The organism is Mesocryomonas lacus, from assembly GCF_055730105.2.
Genome location: NZ_JBUZWF020000002.1, coordinates 94430 through 115006, shown reverse-complemented (window position 1 = coordinate 115006; position 20577 = coordinate 94430). Strand labels below are relative to the sequence as shown.

The 20577-nt window shown below is 66.3% G+C and carries 22 protein-coding genes; 12 read left to right on the top strand and 10 right to left on the bottom strand.

All coding sequences use genetic code 11. The features are described 5' to 3' along the window. Positions 1-7 precede the first annotated feature (7 nt). Positions 8-844 carry a transglutaminase-like domain-containing protein gene (locus tag ACZLZQ_RS05665; protein ID WP_472948539.1) on the bottom strand — a complete coding sequence of 279 codons (837 nt, stop codon included), beginning with the start codon at positions 842-844 and terminating at the stop codon, positions 8-10. A gap of 171 nt (positions 845-1015) precedes the next feature. Here ACZLZQ_RS05665 and gph point away from each other — a divergent pair, with 171 nt between their 5' ends. The 7 genes from gph (at position 1016) to ACZLZQ_RS05630 (ending at position 5292) form a co-directional block, all read left to right on the top strand. Next, entirely contained in the window at positions 1016-1723 is a 708-nt protein-coding gene (gene gph, locus ACZLZQ_RS05660) for a phosphoglycolate phosphatase (RefSeq protein ID WP_472935328.1), read from the top strand. Then, the gene (locus ACZLZQ_RS05655) at positions 1720-2424 is read left to right on the top strand and encodes an HAD-IA family hydrolase (protein WP_472948538.1); all 705 of its coding nucleotides are present in this window, start codon (positions 1720-1722) and stop codon (positions 2422-2424) included. The genes gph and ACZLZQ_RS05655 overlap by 4 nt, the downstream gene beginning before the upstream one ends. 117 nt (positions 2425-2541) lie before the next feature. Further along, positions 2542-2784, top strand: a complete 243-nt coding sequence (locus ACZLZQ_RS05650; RefSeq protein ID WP_472935326.1) for a DUF2188 domain-containing protein — start codon at positions 2542-2544, stop codon at positions 2782-2784. A gap of 280 nt (positions 2785-3064) precedes the next feature. Continuing rightward, the gene (locus ACZLZQ_RS05645) at positions 3065-3787 is read left to right on the top strand and encodes a helix-turn-helix transcriptional regulator (RefSeq protein ID WP_472935325.1); all 723 of its coding nucleotides are present in this window, start codon (positions 3065-3067) and stop codon (positions 3785-3787) included. A 295-nt stretch (positions 3788-4082) separates the two neighbouring features. After that, entirely contained in the window at positions 4083-4784 is a 702-nt protein-coding gene (locus ACZLZQ_RS05640; RefSeq protein WP_472948537.1) for an acyl-homoserine-lactone synthase, read from the top strand. Further along, complete coding sequence (locus ACZLZQ_RS05635) at positions 4781-4969, top strand: hypothetical protein (protein WP_472935323.1); 189 nt, start codon at positions 4781-4783, stop codon at positions 4967-4969. The genes ACZLZQ_RS05640 and ACZLZQ_RS05635 overlap by 4 nt, the downstream gene beginning before the upstream one ends. Positions 4970-5061: 92 nt before the next feature. Beyond that, entirely contained in the window at positions 5062-5292 is a 231-nt protein-coding gene (locus ACZLZQ_RS05630; protein ID WP_472935322.1) for a helix-turn-helix domain-containing protein, read from the top strand. 220 nt (positions 5293-5512) lie between these two features. On the opposite strand, the gene ACZLZQ_RS05625 is transcribed toward ACZLZQ_RS05630, so the two are convergent. The 6 genes from ACZLZQ_RS05625 to ACZLZQ_RS05600 all read right to left on the bottom strand — a co-directional run bounded on the left by ACZLZQ_RS05625 (position 5513) and on the right by ACZLZQ_RS05600 (position 12494). Continuing rightward, complete coding sequence (locus tag ACZLZQ_RS05625; RefSeq protein ID WP_472935321.1) at positions 5513-5758, bottom strand: formate dehydrogenase subunit delta; 246 nt, start codon at positions 5756-5758, stop codon at positions 5513-5515. Continuing rightward, positions 5748-6593 (bottom strand): formate dehydrogenase accessory sulfurtransferase FdhD, encoded by an 846-nt coding sequence (gene fdhD / locus ACZLZQ_RS05620; protein WP_472948536.1) that lies wholly within the window; start codon positions 6591-6593, stop codon positions 5748-5750. Before fdhD ends, ACZLZQ_RS05625 begins: the two co-directional genes overlap by 11 nt. Position 6594: 1 nt before the next feature. Continuing rightward, positions 6595-9441: a formate dehydrogenase subunit alpha gene (fdhF, locus tag ACZLZQ_RS05615; protein ID WP_472948535.1), complete on the bottom strand. Its 2847-nt coding sequence runs from the start codon at positions 9439-9441 to the stop codon at positions 6595-6597. Positions 9442-9490: 49 nt separating this feature from the next. Then, positions 9491-11044: a formate dehydrogenase beta subunit gene (locus tag ACZLZQ_RS05610; protein ID WP_472948534.1), complete on the bottom strand. Its 1554-nt coding sequence runs from the start codon at positions 11042-11044 to the stop codon at positions 9491-9493. Beyond that, the gene (locus ACZLZQ_RS05605) at positions 11041-11514 is read right to left on the bottom strand and encodes a formate dehydrogenase subunit gamma (RefSeq protein ID WP_472948533.1); all 474 of its coding nucleotides are present in this window, start codon (positions 11512-11514) and stop codon (positions 11041-11043) included. The genes ACZLZQ_RS05610 and ACZLZQ_RS05605 overlap by 4 nt, the downstream gene beginning before the upstream one ends. A gap of 98 nt (positions 11515-11612) precedes the next feature. After that, positions 11613-12494: a LysR family transcriptional regulator gene (locus tag ACZLZQ_RS05600; protein ID WP_472948532.1), complete on the bottom strand. Its 882-nt coding sequence runs from the start codon at positions 12492-12494 to the stop codon at positions 11613-11615. Positions 12495-12668: 174 nt separating this feature from the next. On the opposite strand from ACZLZQ_RS05600, the gene ACZLZQ_RS05595 reads away from it, so the two are divergent. From ACZLZQ_RS05595 to ACZLZQ_RS05575, 5 genes are all read left to right on the top strand, one after another. After that, on the top strand, positions 12669-13304 hold the full coding sequence (locus ACZLZQ_RS05595; RefSeq protein ID WP_472948531.1) for a YjbE family putative metal transport protein: 636 nt from the start codon (positions 12669-12671) through the stop codon (positions 13302-13304). Positions 13305-13326: 22 nt separating this feature from the next. Further along, positions 13327-13776: a preQ(1) synthase gene (gene queF / locus ACZLZQ_RS05590; protein WP_472935314.1), complete on the top strand. Its 450-nt coding sequence runs from the start codon at positions 13327-13329 to the stop codon at positions 13774-13776. Positions 13777-13869: 93 nt separating this feature from the next. Then, positions 13870-14997, top strand: coding sequence for a 3,4-dihydroxy-2-butanone-4-phosphate synthase (gene ribB, locus ACZLZQ_RS05585; RefSeq protein ID WP_472935313.1), 1128 nt, complete (start codon positions 13870-13872; stop codon positions 14995-14997). A gap of 88 nt (positions 14998-15085) precedes the next feature. Beyond that, positions 15086-16144, top strand: a complete 1059-nt coding sequence (locus tag ACZLZQ_RS05580) for an NAD(P)-dependent alcohol dehydrogenase (protein ID WP_472948530.1) — start codon at positions 15086-15088, stop codon at positions 16142-16144. 5 nt (positions 16145-16149) lie between these two features. Further along, on the top strand, positions 16150-16581 hold the full coding sequence (locus ACZLZQ_RS05575; RefSeq protein ID WP_472948529.1) for a GNAT family N-acetyltransferase: 432 nt from the start codon (positions 16150-16152) through the stop codon (positions 16579-16581). A gap of 100 nt (positions 16582-16681) precedes the next feature. Here the strand turns inward: ACZLZQ_RS05575 and secD are convergent, their stop codons facing one another. The 3 genes from secD to ACZLZQ_RS05560 all read right to left on the bottom strand — a co-directional run bounded on the left by secD (position 16682) and on the right by ACZLZQ_RS05560 (position 20574). Further along, the gene (gene secD, locus ACZLZQ_RS05570; protein WP_472948528.1) at positions 16682-19216 is read right to left on the bottom strand and encodes a protein translocase subunit SecD; all 2535 of its coding nucleotides are present in this window, start codon (positions 19214-19216) and stop codon (positions 16682-16684) included. Between the two features lie 113 nt (positions 19217-19329). Continuing rightward, positions 19330-19938: a hypothetical protein gene (locus ACZLZQ_RS05565; RefSeq protein ID WP_472948527.1), complete on the bottom strand. Its 609-nt coding sequence runs from the start codon at positions 19936-19938 to the stop codon at positions 19330-19332. Positions 19939-20001: 63 nt separating this feature from the next. Beyond that, complete coding sequence (locus ACZLZQ_RS05560; RefSeq protein ID WP_472948526.1) at positions 20002-20574, bottom strand: HutD/Ves family protein; 573 nt, start codon at positions 20572-20574, stop codon at positions 20002-20004. Positions 20575-20577: the final 3 nt, after the last annotated feature.

Genomic DNA, 20577 nt, shown 5'->3' with positions numbered 1-20577 from the left:
GCGCGACTCAGACGGCGGACACGCTGATCGCATCCGTCGTCGGCACGTACCAGTCTGGGCCGTCGAGCGCCTCGATCCGCACCGACATGTCGGTCGGCGACACCATGCCGGTATAGTTGGAGAACGCGACCTCGGCCGCGTCCCGGCCGACGCCGATGCGCACCAGGCCCTCGATCGCCGCTTGCCTTGTCGGGTCGAACAGGTACCAGCGGCCGCCGAGATAGGCCTCGAACACCGCGTGAAAATCCGGCGGCTGCAGGCGCCAGGCGTAGACGCTGACGTACCGTGCAGGGATCCCGAGCGCGCGGCAGAGCGCGATGCCGAGATGGGCGAAGTCGCGGCAGACGCCGGCGCGGTCGACGAGGCTGTCGAGCGCTGATGTGTGCTCGTCGCTGGAGCCCGCGACGTAGCCGAGATGCGCGTAGATCCAGTTGCAGATGCCGGTGACGCGGTCATGCCCGCGGTCCATCGCGCCGAACTCGACATTGGCGAAATGCGCCAGCCGGTCCGCCTCGCAGTAGCGGCTGGGGTAGAGATAGGCGAGAACCGCGGGCGGCAGTTTCTCGATGTCGATCTCGCGGATCGGCGTCGCGGTGGCGCGCAGCGGCGTCAGTTCAACCAAAGCGTCGTAGCGCACCGACAGCGGGCCCGGCCCGGCCTCGAAACGGACGCAGCGATTGCCGGTTTCCGGCATGACATAGTGCTCAAGGACCGATGACGGCGAGACCGTCAGCGTTTCTTCGATCACCCGCTGATTCTCGGTCTCGAAGGCCTGGACGTTGAAGGTGAAAAGACACCGCTCGTGCGCCTCGTAGGCGAGATAGCAGCCGACCTTGAATTTCATGGGATGGTTCCGGCGTTCGAGGGCAGTGCAGCATCGCGATGACATTGACGGCCTTAGGTGCAGCGCGCAATCGTGTAAAGATGGCCCTGGGCCGGCAAGCGATCCGCCGGCAGTTTCACCGGCCGGTGTGGCGCGCGGATGAAGGCGCGCCCATGGAAAGGATTTCGCCCCATGCCCCCTTTGACCTGGCCGAAAGCCGTGCTGTTCGACCTCGACGGAACGCTGATCGATTCCGCGCCGGACCTCCACGCCGCGCTCAATCAGACGCTGGAGAGCTATGGCGAACCGCCCTACACGCTGGAGGCGGTGACCGGCATGATCGGTGCCGGCGTGCACAAGCTGATCGAGCGCGCCTATGCCGGTCTCGGCAAGGACCTCGACCCGGCCACGCGCGAGCGGATCGTCGAGCGCTTCCGCTCGATCTACACCCCCCGCTCGACCGAGCTGACGACGCTGAACCCCGGCGCCAGCGACACCACGCGCGACCTCTCCGCCGGGGGCGTCAAGGTCGGCGTCGTCACCAACAAGCCCGGCGCCGAGACGCATGACATCCTGACCCATTTCGGCCTCGCCGACTTGATGGACGTCGTCGTCGGCGGCGATGCGGGCCCCGCGACCAAGCCGGCGCCCGGCCTCATCCTGCACGCTTGCCAGCTGCTCTCGATCGAACCGTCGGAGGCCGTCTTCGTCGGCGACAGCGAGAACGACGTCATGGCCGCCAAGGCCGCTGGCATGCTGGTCGTGGCGGTGCGGGGCGGCTACACCAAGGTTGGCGCCGACGGGCTCGGGGCTGATCTCGTCATCGCCCGGCTCGACGATCTGCCGGGCGCGCTGGAGACGCTGAGCGCACACGCCGGGTCATCCGGGTCCAAGGCATGACCGCCTTGATCTTCGACGTCGACGGCACGCTGGTGGAGAGCGAGGAGCTTCACCGTAACGCCTTCAACGAAGCTTTCGGCAAAGCGAACCTCTTCTGGCACTGGGATACCTACCGCTACAAGGAACTGCTGAAAGTCTCCGGCGGCAAGGAGCGGATGCGGGCCTTCGTCGACGAGGAGGAGATCACGCCGGCAACGCCGCTCGACGAACTGGTCGAGCACCTGCACCGCACGAAGACAGAGGTCTATACCCAGGCGGTGCGGGACGGCGCGCTCGCCCTGAAGCCGGGCGTCGCCGCTTTAATCGCCGAGGCTCGGCGCCGCGGCGTGCGGCTGGCGATCGCTACCACCACCACCCGCGACAACGTCGATGCGCTGCTCCAAGCGGTCTTTCCCAGCGAGAGCGGCATCTTCGAGGTGATCGCCTGCGGCGACATGGTGCCCGCCAAGAAGCCGGCGCCCGACGTCTACGAACTGGCGTTGCGCGAACTTGGCCTGCCGGCTTCCGCTTGCCTCGCCTTCGAGGATTCCAGCAACGGCCTTCGCGCCGCCAAGGCCGCCGGGCTGCGCTGCATCGTGACGCCGGCCCTCTATACCGCCGACGAGGATTTCGCCGACGCCGATCTGGTGCTGGACGACCTGACCGGCCAAGCCGCGATATTCGCGCTCCTCGGGGACGACGGCGGCGCCCGGAAGGACTAGACTGTGCCTCTTGCGGCAGACGCCCCCGCGGCGGGAACGGGCCGGACAGCCGGACGTTTTCGCGACAGGACAAGACGGCCGATCGGTTGATCGACTGCCCCGAACAGAGGAAGCGACATGAGCGAACTGGACTATAAGATCGTGCAGCACGATGGCGGCTGGGCCTACAAGGTCGACGACGTCTTCTCCGAAACGTTCCCGACGCACGACCATGCGCTGGAAGCTGCGAAGGATGCCGCCGCGCGCCAGGGCCTTTCGGGCGAGACCGACGGCATTGTCTACCAGGACAAGGCCGGCAAGTGGCACGAGGAGGTCGCCGACGGTACCGATCGCCCACAGACCCACGTCACCGACAACTGAGGGTGGCAGCCGCCGCGGGCAGGCGTCCTGCCCGCGGCGCTACAGGCGCTTGTTATGCCGAACAGATTCGCGAGCGAGGCTACAACCACCGCAATCGGGCACGTCATCTGCCACAGCGAAGCCGCCATTTTGCCGTGAATTTGCCGAATTTGGCTGGCCCGTAATTATTTACCGTGCCACATACCGACCTACTTTCAAAAAGGTCTATTTTGACCTTACGTCATGAGGGATAGTGCCGTCTGCCGGCGCCATCACGGTATGTAGTGGAGCCCCTTTCGCAATGTGCGTCGAGCTGGCAGCGTTCGAATTCATCGATAAGACCCGGGAACTGACGGACCCGAAGGAGATTCTGGCGAACCTCCAGGCCGAGAGCGCGGCGCTTGGATTCGAGCATTTCCTCATCACCGGCCTGCCCATGAAAATGGAAGATCTGGCGCCGCTGGTGATGATCAACGCGTGGCCGGAGGAGTGGTACGACCGCTATACCGAGTCAAACTACTTCGCCATCGACGGCGTCGCGCAATGGTCGCTGAAGACCACGCGACCCTACCTTTGGCGCGACGTTCCGGCACCGCTTGCGCAGTCCAAAGGCGCCCTTCAGGTCAACGGCGAGGCGCGTGAGAACGGCTTTGTCGATGGGTACGTGGTGCCGATGTACTCCGCCCGGCACTGGCAGACGGCGGTCGCCTTCGCTTCGTCGGAAACCTCGAGCGCCTCGCCGCGGGACCTCTCGGCGCTGCAGCTCATGGGCATCTTTGCCGCCGATGCGGTACGCCAGCTGCTGGATCCGCCGCGCGACGCCAAGCCCATCCTGTCCAAGCGCGAACGCGAGTGCCTCACCTGGGCTGCCGCCGGCAAGTCCAGCTGGGACATCTCGGTCATTCTTGGGCTCGGCCAGCACACCGTCCGCGGCTATTTCAGCAGCATTCGCGCCAAGCTCGATGTCGCGACGCTCGCCCATGCCGTTTCCGAGGGCATCCGCCGCGGCGAAATCCGCCCCTGACACCGCCGGGGCACGAACGCCCGCGTCAAGCATGGATCACTCCGGTTCCAAACTGCCAGTCGGGGTTGAGGGCCGCTGGCCAATAGTGCTGAAAGAGATTTCAAAGACGCCATCCGTTTGAGAAGGCCGATCTATTTGATAGCCGGCTTACGGGCGCGGGACACGATGCCACTGGCGAAGGCGGCCGATAGCGACGTCCGCCGAAGTCATCCGGCCGCAGCGTCAATCCCCTCCGTTGCGCGGATGGGACCGAAGTCAGTCACTCACTAACCTCCTCCCAACCTGGGAGGTGTCGATGCTGCAAGTGCATGTTGTGACCGCCGCCAACCGGACCGCCTACGAAGACGAGATGGAGGTGTTCTTCCAGTGGCGGTACCGGATCTATGTCGAGGAGAAACACTGGATGCCGCCGAAGCCGACGGGTCTCGAGATCGACCAGTTCGATACCGACGAAGCAACCTATCTGCTCGCCTTCCGCGATGCAGAATTCGTGGCGGGCAGCCGGCTGCGTCCCTTCTCCACACCGACTCTTCTTGGGGAGGTGTTTCCCCATCTCGTCGCCAAGCCGATGCCGTCCGGTCCGACCGAGGCCGAATGGACCCGCATGTTCGTCGTCCCTACAGCGCGTGGTCGCGGCCGTCGGAGCGTCGCCAGTTCGATGTGCTGTGCCGTCATGGAATACTGCCTCGATGCCGGCGTCTCCCGGCTCGGGGGCATTCAGGAAACCTACTGGCTACCGCGCTGGACCGATTTCGGCTGGCAGGTTTCGCCGCTTGGGCTGCCGCAGGACGTCAACGGGCAGTCCTGCATCGCGGCGATGTTCGACGTGACGCCGCGTGCCCTCTCGGCAGCCCGTCGCGCCGCCGGTATCGAGGGCAACCAGATCCTTCACTTCGGTCCGCATCGCGACTTTGTGACCGCTCCTACGCAGCCGCGCATTCCGCTCCAACCGCCCGTCAGATCGAGGATCGATGGGCTCCCGAAAGTCTTGTCATGACCCCCTCGAAGAACCATTGCCAGATCGCCGACAATGACGACGATCGCTATGCTGCCGACGTTGCAGCGTTGGTGCATTTCTCCGCCTATATCGCGCGAGAAGCCCGGCGGCTGGGCCTGCCTGCGGCTGCGGAAAAAGCCCGGGTCATGCAGAGTGAGTTGTTGTCTGCCTTGCCGCACAACTAATTCGAAAGCGTGTCCGCAAATTGGCGTTGAGTCTGGGACGAAAGCGGTTTACCTCAGAGTGAAGTCCTCGGAGGTAAGGCCCTTTGCGTGTAGTGCCTGATGTCATCGATGTTCATGTGGGACGCCGCGTCAGATACATGCGGATCCTCTGCAACCAGACGCAGGAAGAGCTGGGCGAGCGCATCGGCGTGAGCTACCAGCAGATCCAGAAATACGAGACCGGCGCCAACCGCATCAGCGCGAGCCGGCTCTACTGGATCGCCGTTCAGTTCTCGGTCGCGCCCGGCTGGTTCTTCGAAGGCCTGGAGCAGGTCGACCCCTGATCCTCAGGCCGTGTGGATTGATCCCGCTGTTGCGGGGCAAGCCGCCCCTGCCGATGCTGCCAGAGCAGTGGGGAACGGGCAGCAATCGATCCTCTGATCGATTTTATCGGCAAAGCCCGCCCAATCTCTCTAAACGCGCACGGGACTTGCGTCCCCTCAAATGGCATAGGGACGGACGCAGACGCCTCCGCCCTTCGCGATACTGAGAGACCTTTGGGCCTTATGCCTCCGGCAGGATCTCGATCGGCGGCGGCCGGCGGATATGGGCGACCGCGTCCAGCACCAGCGGGTGGACGCCCTCGGTCTCGCCGCCCTCCAGCCGCTCCAGCAGCTTGCGCCGCATGCGCGGCTCCCAGAACTTGTTGATGTGGTCGGCGACATCCGCGGTCTGGCGGGCGCCACGCGGATTGGTCTCGCAGAAGGCGGCGATCTGGTTCGCCATGTGGATGAGTTTGTCACGCTGCATGGCTGGCTCTCGGGGCTGCGGCGCTGGCGCCGGAAACACGGATGGGATGGGTGAAGATCTCGAACTCGTCGCCGCGCGCGATGGCGACGAGCGTCACGCCGGCGGCTTCGGCTTCGCGGATCGCCAGCGCTGTGGGCACCGAGACCGCGGCGATGAGCCCGACGCCCATGATCGCCGCCTTCTGGATCAGCTCGACCGAGACGCGGCTGGTGATGGTGAGGAAGCCCTCGGCCGGGTTTACGCCTGACATCGCCAGCGCGCCGGCAACCTTGTCCAGCGCATTGTGGCGGCCGACGTCCTCGCGGGTCACCGTCCGGCCGGACGGGTCATGGAACGCTGCCGCATGAACGGCCCGGGTCTCCCGCCCGAGCGTCTGCAGCCGTGCCATCGCTTCCATCCCGGCGACAATCGCGGAAGGGCCGAAAACCGTATCGGCGGTCACGACCGGCAAGGCGGGCGCGGCGAGTTCCAGCGACTCGACGCCACAGAGGCCGCAGCCGACGGGCCCCGTCATCTGCCGCCGCCGGGCGGTGTAGGTCGCGCCGCGCGCGTCGGAGAGGCGGATCTGGCAGTCGAGACCGAGTTCGGTCTCGACAACCTCAATGCGCTCGATCTCGGCGCGCGATGCCACGATCTGCTCGTTCAGCGCGAGGCCAAGGCCGAGCTCTTCGACGTGATCAGGCGTCGCCATCATTACGGCATGGGTCGAGCCGTCGATCGAGATGGCAATCGCCACCTCCGCCGGCACGGCCCGCTCGCCCGAGACGAACGCACCGCCCCGGTACGAGATAGTTGCCACCCGCGACGCGGACGCCGCGGGGATTGTCGGCGCCATCTTATTCCGCCGCGTCGAGCACGGCGATGCGGCGGCTTTCCTCGGTCAGCTCGCGGTATTCCTCCTGCCACTCGGTCGGACCGTTGGACGGCGAGATCTGCACCGCGGTCACCTTGTATTCCGGGCAGTTGGTCGCCCAGTCCGAGAAGTCCGTGGTGATGACGTTCACCTGGGTCATCGGGTGATGGAAGGTCGTGTAGACGACGCCGACGGCGACGCGGTCCGTGACCTTGGCTCGCAGCGATGTCGAGCCGGCGCGGCTGTCGAGCTTCACCCAGTCGCCGTCCCGCACGCCGCGCATCTCGGCATCGTGCGGGTGGATCTCGAGGAGATCCTGGTCGTGCCAGACGACGTTGTCGGTGCGCCGCGTCTGGGCGCCCACATTGTACTGCGACAGGATGCGTCCGGTGGTCAGCAGCAGCGGGAAGCGCGGTCCGGTGCGCTCGTCGGTCGCGACATATTCGGTGATGACGAACTTGCCCTTGCCGCGCATGAACTCGCCGATGTGCATCGTCGGCGTGCCCTCCGGATGATCCTCATTGCACGGCCACTGCACCGAGCCCTTCTCTTCCAGGAGCGCGTAGCTGACGTTCTTGAAAGTCGGGGTCACCGAGGCGATCTCGTCCATGATCTGGCTCGGATGGGTGTAGTTCATCTCCATGCCGATTGCCTGGGCGAGAAGCTGCGTCACTTCCCAGTCGGCATAGCCAGCCTTCGGCGACATCACCTTGCGCACGCGGTTGATGCGGCGCTCGGCATTGGTGAAGGTGCCATCCTTCTCGAGGAAGGACGAGCCGGGCAGGAAGACGTTGGCGTAGTTCGCCGTCTCGTTCAGGAAGAGGTCCTGGACAATCAGGAGTTCCAGTGCGTCGAGGCCGGCCGACACGTGCTTGGTGTCCGGGTCGGACTGCAGGATGTCCTCACCCTGAACGTAGAGACCCTTGAACGTGCCGTCGACGGCGGCGTCGAACATGTTGGGAATGCGCAGGCCGGGCTCGTGGTCGATCTTCACCTTCCACAGGCTCTCGAAGGTCTCGCGCACCTCGTCGCTGGAGACGTGGCGGTAGCCGGTGAACTCGTGCGGGAACGAGCCCATGTCGCAGGCGCCCTGCACGTTGTTCTGGCCGCGCAGCGGGTTCACGCCGACGCCGCGCCGGCCGATATTGCCGGTGGCCATGGCGAGGTTGGCGATCGACATGACCGTCGTCGAGCCCTGGCTGTGCTCGGTGACGCCGAGGCCGTAATAGATCGCGCCATTGCCGCCGGTTGCGTAGAGCCGTGCCGCCTTGCGCACCAGTTCGGCATCGACGCCGGTGACGCCAGCGACGGCCTCCGGCGAATGCCGGTCCTCGGCGACGAAGGACGCCCATTCCTGGAACTCGTCCCAGTCGCAGCGCTCGCGGATGAAGGCCTCGGCCATCAGCCCCTCGGTGACGATGACATGGGCGATCGCCGTCATCACCGCGACGTTGGTGCCAGGCTTCAGCGGCAGATGATACTCGGCCTCGATGTGCGGGGTGCGCACGAGGTCGATGCGGCGGGGATCGATGACGATGAGCTTGGCGCCCTCGCGCAGCCGCTTCTTCATGCGTGACGCGAAGACCGGATGGCCGTCGGTCGGGTTGGCGCCGATCACCAGGATGACGTCGCTGTCCTCGACGCTGTCGAAGTCCTGCGTGCCGGCAGAGGTACCGAACGTGGTCGACAGGCCGTAGCCGGTCGGCGAATGGCAGACGCGGGCGCAGGTGTCGATGTTGTTGTTGCCGAAGCCCGCGCGCACCAGCTTCTGGACGAGGTAAACTTCCTCATTGGTGCAGCGCGACGACGAGATCGCGCCGACCGAGCCGCGGCCATAGCGGCGCTGGATGTCCTTGATCTTGGTCGCTGCAAAGGTCAGCGCCTCGTCCCAGGAAACCTCCTGCCACTCGTCCTTGTAGGTCGGGCGGATCATCGGTTTCAGGATGCGGTCTTTGTGGGTGGCGTAGCCGACCGCGAAGCGACCCTTGACGCAGCTATGGCCTCGGTTGGCCTTGCCGTCCTTGGAGGGGACCATGCGGACGAGTTCTTCGCCGCGCATTTCCGCCTTGAACGAGCAGCCGACGCCGCAATAGGCGCAGGTCGTCACCACCGAGTGCTCGGGCAAGCCGATCTGGATCACCGACTTCTCTTCCAGCGTCGCGGTCGGGCAGGCCTGTACGCAGGCGCCGCAGGAGACGCATTCGGAGGAGAAGAAATTGTCCGACATCAGGCCGGCAGAGACCTGGCTGCCGAAGCCCCTACCCTCGATCGTCAGCGCGAAGGTGCCTTGCACCTCCTCGCAGGCGCGGACGCAGCGCGAGCAGACGATGCATTTGGCGGGATCGAACTGGAAGTAGGGGTTGGACTGGTCCTTCTCCTTCTTCAGGTGGTTCTCGCCCTCATAGCCGTAGCGCACGTCGCGGAGGCCAACGGCGCCGGCCATGTCCTGCAGCTCGCAGTCGCCATTGGCCGCGCAGGTCAGGCAGTCCAGCGGGTGGTCGGAGATGTAGAGCTCCATCACGCCCTTGCGAATGCGCTTTAGCCGCTCGGTCTGGGTGGAGACCTTCATGCCCTCCATCACCGGCGTCGTGCAGGAAGCCGGTGTGCCGTTGCGGCCCTGGATCTCGACGACGCAGACGCGGCAGGAGCCGAAGCTGTCCAGCATGTCAGTGGCGCAGAGTTTCGGCACCTGGATGCCGGCATCCATCGCCGCCCGCATGATCGACGTGCCTTCCGGCACCTTGATCTCGAAGCCGTCGATGGTGACGGAGACTTCCTTCTCCGCCTTGGATTTCGGGGTACCGTAGTCGATTTCGTGGACGAGGCTCATGGCCGGGCTCCTGTCGATCCGGAAAACGCGATGGTCGGGCGAAGGGCGGTCATTCCGCCGCCTCGCGCATCGGGGTCCCGTGGAAATCTTCGGGGAAATGGGTGATGGCGCTCATGACGGGATAGGGCGTGAAGCCGCCGAGCGCGCAGAGCGAACCGAACTTCATGGTATTGCAGAGGTCTTCGACCAGCGTCAGGTTGTCCGCCGGGTTCTGGCCTTCGATGATCTTGTCCATAGTCTCGCGGCCGCGCACCGCGCCGATCCGGCACGGCGTGCACTTGCCGCAGGATTCCACAGCGCAGAACTCGAAGGCGAAGCGCGCCTGCTTCAGCATGTCGACGCTGTCGTCGAAGACGACGATGCCGGCATGGCCAATCAGTCCGTCGCGCGCGGCGAAAGCCTCGTAGTCGAACGGCGTGTCGAACAGCTCGCGCGGGAAATAGGCGCCGAGCGGCCCGCCCACCTGCACCGCCCGCACCGGACGGCCCGAGGCGGTGCCGCCGGCGATGCCGTCGACGATCTCGCCGAGCGTCAGGCCGAAGGCCGTCTCGTAGACGCCGCCATACTTCGCGTTGCCGCCGATCTGGATCGGGATCGTGCCGCGCGAACGGCCGATGCCGAAATTCTTGTACTGCTCGGCACCCTCGGCCATGATCACCGGCACCGAGGTGATCGAGATGATGTTGTTGATCACCGTCGGCTTGCCGAACAGACCCTTGTGCGCCGGCAGCGGTGGCTTGGCACGGACCTGGCCGCGCTTGCCCTCGAGGCTTTCCAAGAGCGCCGTCTCCTCGCCACAGACATAGGCGCCGGCGCCGACCCGCATCTCGATGTCGAAGACATGGTCGGACCCCATCACCGACGCGCCGATGATGCCAGCCTCGTAGGCCTTGGCGATCGCCGCTTCGACGACGCGGATGGCCACCGGATATTCCGAGCGGGTGTAGATGTAGCCCTTGGTCGCCTTGGTCGCGAGGCCGGCGATCGCCATGCCCTCGATCAGGCAGAACGGGTCGCCTTCCATGATCATGCGGTCGGCGAAGGTGCCGCTGTCGCCCTCGTCGGCATTGACGACGATGTATTTGCGGTCGTCCTCGGTCTCCAGCACCGTCTTCCATTTGATGCCGGTCGGAAAGCCTGCGCCGCCGCGGCCGCGCAGGCCGGAGTCGGTCACTTCCTGCACGATCGCCTGCGGCGTCATCGCCAAGGCGCGCGTCAGGCCGTCGAAGCCGCCATGCGCGCGGTAGTCGTCGAGCGACAGCGGATCGGTGATGCCGCAGCGCTTGAAGGTCAGGCGGGTCTGCTTGGCGAGGAAAGGAATCTTCTCGGTCGGGCCGAGCCGCTTGGCGTGGGCGCCGCCGGTGAGGAAGCCGGCGGACAGGAGCTCGGCGATCTCGCCCGGCTCGATCGGGCCATAGGCGATGCGGCCCTCATCCGTCTCGACCTCCAGCATCGGCTCCAGCCAGGCCATGCCGCGGGAGCCGTTGCGGATGATCGCGACGTCGTGACCGCCGCGCGAGGCAGCCAGCGTCAGCTCATCGGCGATCTCGTCGGCACCACAGGCGACGGCGAAGGAGTCCAGCGGAATGAAAACCCGGGTCATAGGCGTACCTCGTCGACGATGGCGTCGACCTTTTTCTGCGACAGGCGGCCGATCAGTCGTCCGTCGAGCATGGCCGACGGGGCGGTGGCGCAGAGGCCGAGGCAATAGACGGCCTCAAGCGTTACCTGGCGGTCACTGGTGGTCTCGCCGAACTTGATGCCGAGTGCTGCCTCGATCGACGCGGCCAGAGCGTCGCTGCCCCTGGACTGACAGGCTTCGGCCCGGCAGACCTTCAGCACGTGCCGGCCGTGCGGCTCCTGGCGGTAGTCGTGGTAGAAGGAGAGGACGCCGTAGACCTCGGCGCGCGACAGGTTGAGGCCCGCGGAAATCAGCCGGACCATCGCCTCATCGACATGGCCGTAGCGTTCCTGCAGGGCGTGGAGGATCGGCAGCAGCGGCCCCTCCAGGCTTTTCAGCTCGTTGATGATCTCGCTGCAGTCCTCGGCGCTGAACGCCGCATGATAGGTCACCGGTCGTCGCCTCCCTTAGAACGGTTTCAAACAGGAAAAGCTTTTCTTACGCCAAAATCAATGGTGGAACCCCGTTCCTCGATAGAGCTTCTCTATCGTTAGAGCGCTGCCCCGCTGGCTTCGTCCCAGAAGGCCGCCAACAGTGGCGGACGGGGATCGCGGCGGGCGGCGACGAGGCCGATGGAATAGCTGACATCCGGCGTCCCGATCGGAATTGCCCGCACCGGTTCGGCGAGGCCGAGGATTTCGGCCGAGCGAAACGGCATGATCGTCGCGAACTTGCCGGTGCGCACATGCGCAATCAGCGCGATCATCGAATTGGATTCGAGGACGGTCGCGAAGGGAACGCCGGCAGCGCCGAGCAGGCGGTTGAGAATCTTGCGGTTCTGCATCGTGTTGGACAGGAGGCACAGCGGGATCGACGCCGCTTCCGCCCAGGTGACACTGGCCTGGTCGGCGAAGGGGTTGCCCGCCGTCGTCACCAGGCAGTAGCGCTCGGCGTAGAGCGGCTGGCAGTCGATGCGGTCGAGCCTGTCGTCCTCGAGATAGGTGATGCCGAGGTCGATCTCGAAATTCTCGATGCCGGTGATGATCTCGCTCGAGGTGCGCGAGACGATCTCGAAGGTGACGCCCGGATGCTTCTCGAAGAACGGCGTCGTCAGCCGCGAGACCACTGCCAGCGCTGTTGGAATGACGGCGATCCGCATATGGCCGGAGATGCCGGAGCGCAGGGCCCGCAGCTCCTCCTGCATGGTCCTGACATCCTCGACGATCCGCCGCGCCCAGACCAGCACCCGGTCGCCCTCGTCGGTAATGCCTTGAAAGCGCGAGCCGCGGTTGGCGAGCGTCACGCCCAGCTGCTCCTCCAGCTGCTTGATGCCGGCCGACAGCGTCGGCTGCGTCACCCCGAGCCGCTCGGCCGCGCGGCCGAAATGGCGCTCGGCGGCCAGGGCGATGAAGTATTCGAGTTTGTCGATCATGCCTTACCCTAGACCACGCCCCTTGCGTGGTCATGGCGTCGCTCCGGCGGCTCCCGGTGATGCCATGGCTTCCCGTCGGCATTTCGAGGCGCTAGGAAGGGCTCGGCTTCGGCTTGTCGCCCGCCGGCGCATCGCGCAGGATGCGCCATCCCCCTTTCCCAACCGCGAGACCGCATGACCGAAACATTCTGGGCGGCCGAATTCGCGGCACTTTTCCAGGTGCTGCTGATCGACGTGGCGCTCGCCGGCGACAACGCCATCGTCGTCGGCATGGCGGCAGCCGGTGTCGATCCCGCGATCCGCGCCCGCGTCATCTTCTGGGGCATCGCTGCCGCCGTGGTGCTGCGCATCGCGCTGGCGCTCGTCGCGGTGCAGCTTCTCGACATCGTCGGGCTGACGCTCGCGGGCGGCCTGCTGCTGCTCTACGTCTGCTACAAGATGTTCCGCGAGATCCGCGAGGGCAACCAGGACCCCGACGCACTGTCGCTCGACGCGAAGGCCCCGCACAAGAGTTTCGGCCAGGCGCTGTTCCAGATCATCCTCGCCGATCTCTCGATGTCGCTCGACAATGTTCTGGCCGTCGCCGGCGCGGCGCGCGACCATGCCGAGGTGCTGGTCGTCGGCCTCCTGATCTCGGTCGTGCTGATGGGAGCTGCCGCCACCCTCATCGCGCGGCTGCTGCACCGCTACCGCATCATCGCCTGGCTTGGCCTTGCGGTGATCGTCTTCGTCGCCGTCCAGATGATCTGGAACGGCTATTTCGAGGTGGCCGATGCCGGCATCCTGCCCGCCCTCCCCCTCCCGAACTGAACTGTCCCGTGAAAGTCCCGACATGACCCTTTCCCAGCTCGGCGCGGATGCCCGCCCCGCCGCCTCTCCCGACGAAGCCGTTCTCGAGACCGTGCCCTACGACAGGATCGACGGGCCGCCGACCATCGTGCGCTTCACCTGCCCGGAGTTCACCTCGCTTTGCCCGGTCACCGGCCAGCCGGATTTTGCCCACCTCGTCATCGACTATGCGCCGGACGAAAGGCTCGTCGAATCGAAGTCGCTGAAGCTCTTCCTGACGAGCTTCCGCAACCATGGCGCCTTCCACGAATCCTGCACGGTCGAGGTGGCGCGGCGCATTGTCGAGGTGACGCAGCCGCTTTGGCTGCGGATCGGGGGCTACTGGTATCCGCGCGGTGGCATCCCGATCGACGTGTTCTGGCAGACCGGCGCCCCGCCGGAGGGCGTGTTCCTGCCGGACCAGGGCGTGCCGACCTACCGCGGCCGCGGATAAACCGCGCGTCGGCCGCACCACGGACGTTGATCGGAGCGCCGGCAAAGCTTACGAGCTAGGCCGAAGGCGGGCATGGCAGCAGGAGTGAAGGCAATGGAACTCGACAGCATCGAAGACGCGATCGCCGCGATCGCCGCCGGCGAACTGGTCGTGGTGGTCGACGATACCGACCGCGAGAACGAGGGCGACCTGATCATGGCCGCCGCCAAGGCGACGCCGGAGAAGATGGCCTTCATGGTGCGCCACACCAGCGGCATCATCTGCGTGCCGATGACCGGTGCGCGCGCCGACGCGCTCAACCTGCCGCCGATGGTCGCCAACAATCTCGACCCGATGCGCACCGCCTTCACCGTGTCGGTCGACTACAAGATCGGCATGACCACCGGCATCTCCGCCGAGGAGCGCACCAACACCGTGCGGGCGCTGGCCAACAGCAACTGCAGCGGCGGCGACTTCCTTCGCCCCGGCCACATCTTCCCACTGATCGCCCGCGCCGGCGGCGTCCTCACCCGCTCCGGCCATACCGAGGCCGGCTGCGACCTTGCCGAACTCGCCGGGCTCGACCCGGTGGGCGTGCTGGCCGAGGTGGTCAATGACGACGGTACGGTGAAGCGGCTCGGCGAGCTCATCCCCTTCGCCCGCGAGCATGGCCTCAAGATCATCTCGATCGAGGACCTCATCTCCTACCGCATCCGACGCGAATCCTTCGTGTCTTGCGTCGGCGAGGAGACGATGACGATCGGCGGCATGGAAGGAAAGGTACGGATCTACGAGACGCCCTTCGATGCCATGCAGCATGTCGTCGCCGTCTTCGGCGATGTCCGCGGCCACGAGAAGGTGCCGACCCGCATCCACCGCGAGCAGCCGATCGTCGACCTCTTCGGCCGCAGCGACAGCACGCGCAACTGGGTCGACGTCGCCGTCGAGACCATTAAGGCGCACGGCAAGGGCGTCCTGATGCTGCTGCGCCAGCCCAATGTCGACGACTTCGAGGCCTCCACCATCGGCGCGGCCGACGATGTCGAGGCACCGACCGACGGCGAGCGGCACGCCAGCGCGCGGACGCGCCTGCAGCGCTGGCGGGAGGTCGGAATGGGCGCGCAGATCCTGCGCGATCTCGACGTCCGTTCGATCTCGGTGCTGGCGACGCAGGAGCGCTCCTATGTCGGCCTCACCGGCTTCGGCATCGAGGTCGCCGGCACCATCCTCGTCGAGGACTGAAGCGGCGAGCAGTACTTCGGCTGGGAGGAGACCGGCCGTGACATCGACCCGCGCTGCGATGCGCGCGGCACAGCAAAGGAACGGCCTCATGACCGCAGATACCCGCGCCCTCGTCCTCGAAGAGCAGCACAAGCTCTCGCTGCGCGACTTCCCCATCGACCAGCCGCTCGGGCCGGAAGACGTGCGCATTTCCGTCCACACCGTCGGCATCTGCGGCTCGGACGTCCACTATTACACGCACGGGACCATTGGCTCCTTCGTCGTGCGCGAACCGATGATCCTTGGCCATGAGGCGTCCGGCGTCGTCAGCGAGGTCGGCGCCGCGGTGACCAGCCTGAAGGTGGGCGACCGCGTCTGCATGGAGCCGGGCATTCCGAATCCGACCTCGAAGGCGACACGCCTTGGCCTCTACAATCTCGACCCGGCAGTCCAGTTCTGGGCAACGCCGCCGGTGCACGGCGTGCTGCGCTCGAGCGTCGTCCACCCCGAGGCCTTCACCTTCAAGCTGCCGGACAGCGTCTCCTTCGCCGCCGCGGCGATGGTCGAGCCGCTGGCCGTCGGCGTCCACGCCGTCACGAAGGCGCGCGCCGCGCCCGGCCACATCGCCGTCGTCATCGGCGCCGGCCCAATCGGGCTCGTCACCGTGCTGGCGGCGCTTGCTGGCGGCGCTGCCCGTGTCATCGTCTCCGACGTCGACGACACCAAGCTCGAGATCGCCCGCGGCCTCGGCGCCGTCTCCACGGTGAACGTTACGCGCGAAAACCTTGCCGAAGCCGTCAAGGCCGCGACCGAGGGCTGGGGGGCAGATGCGATCTACGAATGCTCCGGCAACGAGCGCGCGATCACCTCGATCTTCGAGGCGCTCTGCCCCGGCGGCGTCGTCGTCTTTGTCGGCATTCCGCTGAAGCCTGCGGCCTACGACGTGGCAGCGGCCATGCTGAAGGAGGCCCGCGTCGAGCACGTCTTCCGCTACGCCCACGTCTTCCCGCGCTGCGTCGCCATGCTCGCCTCCGGCACGATCGACGTCGCGCCGCTAATCACCCGCACCTTCGCCTTCGAGAACAGCGTCGAAGCCTTCGAACTTGCTGCCAGCGCCCCCGCGGGCGAGGTGAAGATGCAGATCACCATGGGCCTGCCCGGGATGTAACCGGGATGGCCGGCGTCTTCGTCCTCCCCGTCCCGGTCTTCAGCAGCCTCTGCAATCTCGGCTTCGCCCTCCGGCGCGCGGTGTTCGTCGGCGAGCAAAAGATCCCCGAGGAGGAGGAGTTCGACGCGCACGACCTGACAGCCACCCACTGGGTCGCCGTCGGGGCGGGCGAGGTCGTCGGCACGCTGCGGGTGATCGCGGCGCCCGAGCACACGAAACTCGGGCGGATCGTCGTGCACGCCGGCTGGCGCGGCCGAGGCGTCGCCCGACAGATGATCTCCGCCGCCATGGACGAGCGCCGCGCCGCCGGCATCACCCGCTTCCACCTCGACGCCCAGGCCGACAAGATCGCCCTCTACGAAAAGTTCGGCTTCACCGCCTATGGCAACGGGTTCCTCGACGGCGGCCTGCCACACCGAGCGATGAAGACCTACTGACACCGCCGTCGACGCACCCCACCGGCCCGTCCTGAAATGCAAAAGGCCCGCTTGGTTCGCACCAAGCGGGCCTTTTGCATGTCGGTTATCGCCAATCGCCTCAGGCGCTAGCGGCCGGCGTTCCAGCGGTGGTCACCGGATGCGCCTTGCGGTGCTTGGTGCGCCAGTCGCCAAGGAAGAGCAGGATCGGCGCCGCGATGAACACCGAGGAGAGCGCCGCGACCGCGATGCCGAACACCATCGGCACGGCAAAGCTCTCGACCGCGCTGCCGCCCCAGATCGCCAGCGGCAGCATGGCGAGGAAGGCGGTGATGGAGGTGTAGATCGAGCGTGCCAGCGTCTCGTTGATCGACTTGTCGATCATGTCGCGCATCGGCATCGCCTTGTAGAGCCGCATGTTCTCGCGCATGCGGTCGTAGACGACCACCTTGTCGTTGACGGAGTAGCCGATCAGCGTCAGCAGCGCGGCGATGGCGGTGAGGTTGAAGTCGATGCCCGTCAACGCGAAGAAGCCGATCGTTTTGGTCACGTCGAGGATCAGCGTCGCGATGGCGCCGACTGCGAAAGGCCACTCGAACCGGTACCAGATGTAGAACATCATCGCGAGACTGGCGAGGATGCTGGAGATCCAGCCGGCCCGTGCGAGTTCGCCCGAGACCTTCGGGCCCACCACCTCGGTGCGCTCGATCGTCGCCGTGCTGTCGATCTTCACGACCTCGGTGCGGATCTTGGCGACCGCCTGGTTCTGCGCTTCTTCCTCGCCGGGCTGGCGCTCGGCGCGCAGCAGCACGGTGTTGGCCTCGCCGAACTGCTGCAAGCCGATCTCGCCGAGCCCGAGGCCCTCGAGCCCCGAGCGCAGCTTGGCCATGTCGGTCGGCCCCGCCGTGCGGACCTCCATCTGGATGCCGCCCTTGAAGTCGACGCCGTAATTGAGGCCTGGCGTGAAGAACAGGATGATCGAGGCGACCGACAGCAGCACGGAGACGCCGATGCCGATGAAGCGGCCGCGCATGAAGCGGATCTTGGTGCCTTCCGGGATTAGCTTGATGCCGAACAGCGGCTCGATGCGGATCGCCTTCAGCTTCCAGCGCCGCACGATCAGCACCATGACGACGCGCACGATGGCAACGGCCGTGAACATCGAGATGGCGATGCCGAGGAACATGGTGACGGCGAAGCCGCGGACCGGGCCCGAGCCGAAGTAGAACAGGAGGGCGGTGGCGATCAGCGCGGTGACGTTGGAATCGACGATGGTCGAATAGGCCTTATTGAAGCCCGCATCCATCGCCGCATAGACGCTGAGCCCCTTGCGGTTCTCCTCGCGGATGCGCTCGTTGATGAGCACGTTGGCGTCGACCGCCAGGCCGATGCCGAGCACGATGCCGGCGATGCCCGGCAGCGTCAGCGTGGCGCCGAGGATCGAGAGCGCGCCGAAGGTCAGGATGACGTTCAGCGCCAGCGCGAGGTTGGCGAGAAGGCCCCAGCGCCCGTAGAGCACGAACATGAACATGAAGACGAGGCCGAAGCCGACTAAGCCTGACAGCACGCCGCGCTCGATCGCATCGGCGCCGAGATCGGCACCAACGGTGCGCTCCTCGATCACCGTCAGCGGTGCCGGCAGCGCGCCGGCGCGCAAGAGCGCCGAGAGCACGGTCGACTGCTCGACGGTGAAGTTGCCGCTGATCTGTCCCTGGCCGCCGGTGATCGGCTCGCGGATGACGGGTGCGCTCAGCACCTTGCCGTCGAGCACGATGGCGAAGGGCCGGCCGACATTGGCGCGGGTGATGTCGGCGAACTGGCGCGCGCCGGCGCTGTCGAAGGTGAAGGAGACGATCGGCTCGTTGGACTGCTGGTTGAAGCCGGGACGCGCATCCGTCAGGCGCTCGCCGGACAAAGCGACGCGGTCCTCGATCGGATAGCTGCGGCTGCCGTCCTGGTCGGGCAGCATGGTGACGCCGGGGGCGTTCTGGTTGCCGTCCTCGGCCAGCATGTGGAAGCTCATCTGCGCGGTCGAGCCGAGCAGTTCGCGCAGCCGCGCCGGGTCCTGGACGCCCGGCAACTGGACGAGGATGCGGTCGGCGCCGACGCGCTGGATCGTCGGCTCGGAGACGCCGACCTGATCGATGCGCTGGCGGACGATCTCGAGGCTCTGCTGGATCGCAAGGTTCGTCTTGTCGGCAAGGCCTGCCTGGGTCAGCTCGACGCGGAACTGGTCGGCCGTGTTGGTGACCGCGATGTCGGAATTGGTCCCGCCGAAGCCGCTGCTCGACAGGGGAGTCGACAGCGCCGTGATCAGCGGCCGGGCCTTCTCGACGTCGTCGGCGTTCACCAGCGTCGCAATGACCGCACTGCCGTCGTTGCGCACCGAGCGGATGGGAATCTTGGCGTCGCGCAGCGCCGAGCGAACGCTGTCCTGCATGGCGCGCAGGCGGTCGGCCTTGAGGCCCGCGGCGTCCACCTCGAGCACGAGGTGCGAGCCGCCGGACAGGTCAAGGCCGAGATTGACACCGTGCTTTGGCAGCCAGCTTGGGAAAGAGGTGAGCTGCTCCTTCGAGAAGAGGTTCGGCATCGCCGCGAGGACGCCGATAAAGATGAGGATCGCGTAGATCGCGAGCACCCAGCGGGATGTGCGCATGGCAGGGTCCAGACATGAAACGCCTGCCGGCTTTGGCGGCATGGCGGAGAAAAGCGGGAGAATGGAATTGCCGCATCGCGCGGCGGGTCGCAGCGGTCGCGCTGCGCAAACTCTCAGGCGGCGGGCGGTGCCCGGGCCTCGAAGGCGAGGCGCGCGATGCGGCCAGGCGCGATCTGCTCGGCGGCCGCCGGTACGGTCGCGGAGGCCAAAGCACAGAGCGAGGCGCCAGGAGCGGAAACGAAAGCCGGATCCCCGCCGGACGGCGCGGTCTGCTGCTTGCCGTCCTTGGCCCGCAGCTCCGTGCCCGCCAGCTTGCCGGCATCGCGCAGCTTGGCCAGCGGCTGGGCCGCGAAACCGCCGAAGGTTTCACCTTGCCCGGCACGCTGTTCAATGGATTGCGCGAGCCCCGGAACGCTCCACTGCAGCAGGAGAAGCAAGGCCAGCAGCCACAGCGAACCGGTGCCGCGCGCTGCACGACCCCTTCGAAGTTCCCTGAGAGCGGCGAATGGGGGCATCGGTCCTGACGGCATCTTGCCGGTTGATCGGGTTTTCCGGCCTATAGCAAAGGTTAAGGCGCTTTGCACGTCACGATCACGGCGGCGCTTTTTGAAGGGCGCGCGGCATCCGAGCTGCCGATCTCCCCCCTTGAGGGGGAGATGTCCGGCAGGACAGAGGGGGGCGAGTTGCCGCAACCTGTCCATCCCCTGCGTAAAGCCAAACATGTTTCGCGATCGCGCTGTACGGCTCCCCCTCTGCCTGCCTGATCTCCCCCTCAAAGGGGGAGATCAGGCGGTGGCCGGCGTCAGCGCGATCATGAACAGGCTGGCATGTCCCATCAGCCGCCATTCCCCCGGATCGAGGAGCACAGCATCCCGCGCGGCCAGCTCTGCTTCGCCCGAAGCGCCCAACACCCGAACGCTCCCGACCTGGCAATAGAACAATATCACCCCCGTGCTAGCAGAAACGACCCGCGCGCCTTCCACTACCAGCCGCTCGACACTGTGCCGGAAGACGCCCCGCCGCGTCATCACGTTGAGATCGGTAATCGGCCCGCCCAGGAGGTCGGCCGAGGTCGGTACGTCGGCGGGAAAGGCGAAGGGGGCAGAGTCTTGCGTCAGCGACTGGCCGGGCGCGTTGCCGACGAAAAGCATCAGGCCGTCGCCCTCAAGAATGCTGAGCGTCCGGTCGATGCCGGGAAAGCCCGAGAACGGGCCGTTTGCGGCGACATCCGCGGCACTCACCCGCCAGCCAAAAATTTCGACGCTGGCGCCGGGCGGGAAGACGGCGATCTCGGTGGTCGAACCGAGGCCGTTCTTCCACGGCATCACGCGATGCTCGCCGGCCTTCAGGTGCCGCATGCC

Excerpts from the sequence above, each read along its gene's own strand:
- ACZLZQ_RS05640 (WP_472948537.1), top strand. The coding sequence starts at position 4,083 with ATGCTGCAAGTGCATGTTGTGACCGCCGCCAACCGGACCGCCTACGAA.
- queF (WP_472935314.1), top strand. The coding sequence starts at position 13,327 with ATGACCCTTTCCCAGCTCGGCGCGGATGCCCGCCCCGCCGCCTCTCCC.
- ACZLZQ_RS05655 (WP_472948538.1), top strand. The coding sequence starts at position 1,720 with ATGACCGCCTTGATCTTCGACGTCGACGGCACGCTGGTGGAGAGCGAG.
- ACZLZQ_RS05645 (WP_472935325.1), top strand. The coding sequence starts at position 3,065 with ATGTGCGTCGAGCTGGCAGCGTTCGAATTCATCGATAAGACCCGGGAA.
- ACZLZQ_RS05600 (WP_472948532.1), bottom strand. The coding sequence starts at position 12,494 with ATGATCGACAAACTCGAATACTTCATCGCCCTGGCCGCCGAGCGCCAT.
- ACZLZQ_RS05635 (WP_472935323.1), top strand. The coding sequence starts at position 4,781 with ATGACCCCCTCGAAGAACCATTGCCAGATCGCCGACAATGACGACGAT.
- ribB (WP_472935313.1), top strand. The coding sequence starts at position 13,870 with ATGGAACTCGACAGCATCGAAGACGCGATCGCCGCGATCGCCGCCGGC.
- gph (WP_472935328.1), top strand. The coding sequence starts at position 1,016 with ATGCCCCCTTTGACCTGGCCGAAAGCCGTGCTGTTCGACCTCGACGGA.
- ACZLZQ_RS05580 (WP_472948530.1), top strand. The coding sequence starts at position 15,086 with ATGACCGCAGATACCCGCGCCCTCGTCCTCGAAGAGCAGCACAAGCTC.
- ACZLZQ_RS05650 (WP_472935326.1), top strand. The coding sequence starts at position 2,542 with ATGAGCGAACTGGACTATAAGATCGTGCAGCACGATGGCGGCTGGGCC.
- fdhD (WP_472948536.1), bottom strand. The coding sequence starts at position 6,593 with ATGGCGCCGACAATCCCCGCGGCGTCCGCGTCGCGGGTGGCAACTATC.
- ACZLZQ_RS05610 (WP_472948534.1), bottom strand. The coding sequence starts at position 11,044 with ATGACCCGGGTTTTCATTCCGCTGGACTCCTTCGCCGTCGCCTGTGGT.
- ACZLZQ_RS05575 (WP_472948529.1), top strand. The coding sequence starts at position 16,150 with ATGGCCGGCGTCTTCGTCCTCCCCGTCCCGGTCTTCAGCAGCCTCTGC.
- ACZLZQ_RS05665 (WP_472948539.1), bottom strand. The coding sequence starts at position 844 with ATGAAATTCAAGGTCGGCTGCTATCTCGCCTACGAGGCGCACGAGCGG.
- ACZLZQ_RS05625 (WP_472935321.1), bottom strand. The coding sequence starts at position 5,758 with ATGCAGCGTGACAAACTCATCCACATGGCGAACCAGATCGCCGCCTTC.
- ACZLZQ_RS05560 (WP_472948526.1), bottom strand. The coding sequence starts at position 20,574 with ATGCGGCACCTGAAGGCCGGCGAGCATCGCGTGATGCCGTGGAAGAAC.
- fdhF (WP_472948535.1), bottom strand. The coding sequence starts at position 9,441 with ATGAGCCTCGTCCACGAAATCGACTACGGTACCCCGAAATCCAAGGCG.
- ACZLZQ_RS05595 (WP_472948531.1), top strand. The coding sequence starts at position 12,669 with ATGACCGAAACATTCTGGGCGGCCGAATTCGCGGCACTTTTCCAGGTG.
- ACZLZQ_RS05565 (WP_472948527.1), bottom strand. The coding sequence starts at position 19,938 with ATGTTTGGCTTTACGCAGGGGATGGACAGGTTGCGGCAACTCGCCCCC.
- secD (WP_472948528.1), bottom strand. The coding sequence starts at position 19,216 with ATGCGCACATCCCGCTGGGTGCTCGCGATCTACGCGATCCTCATCTTT.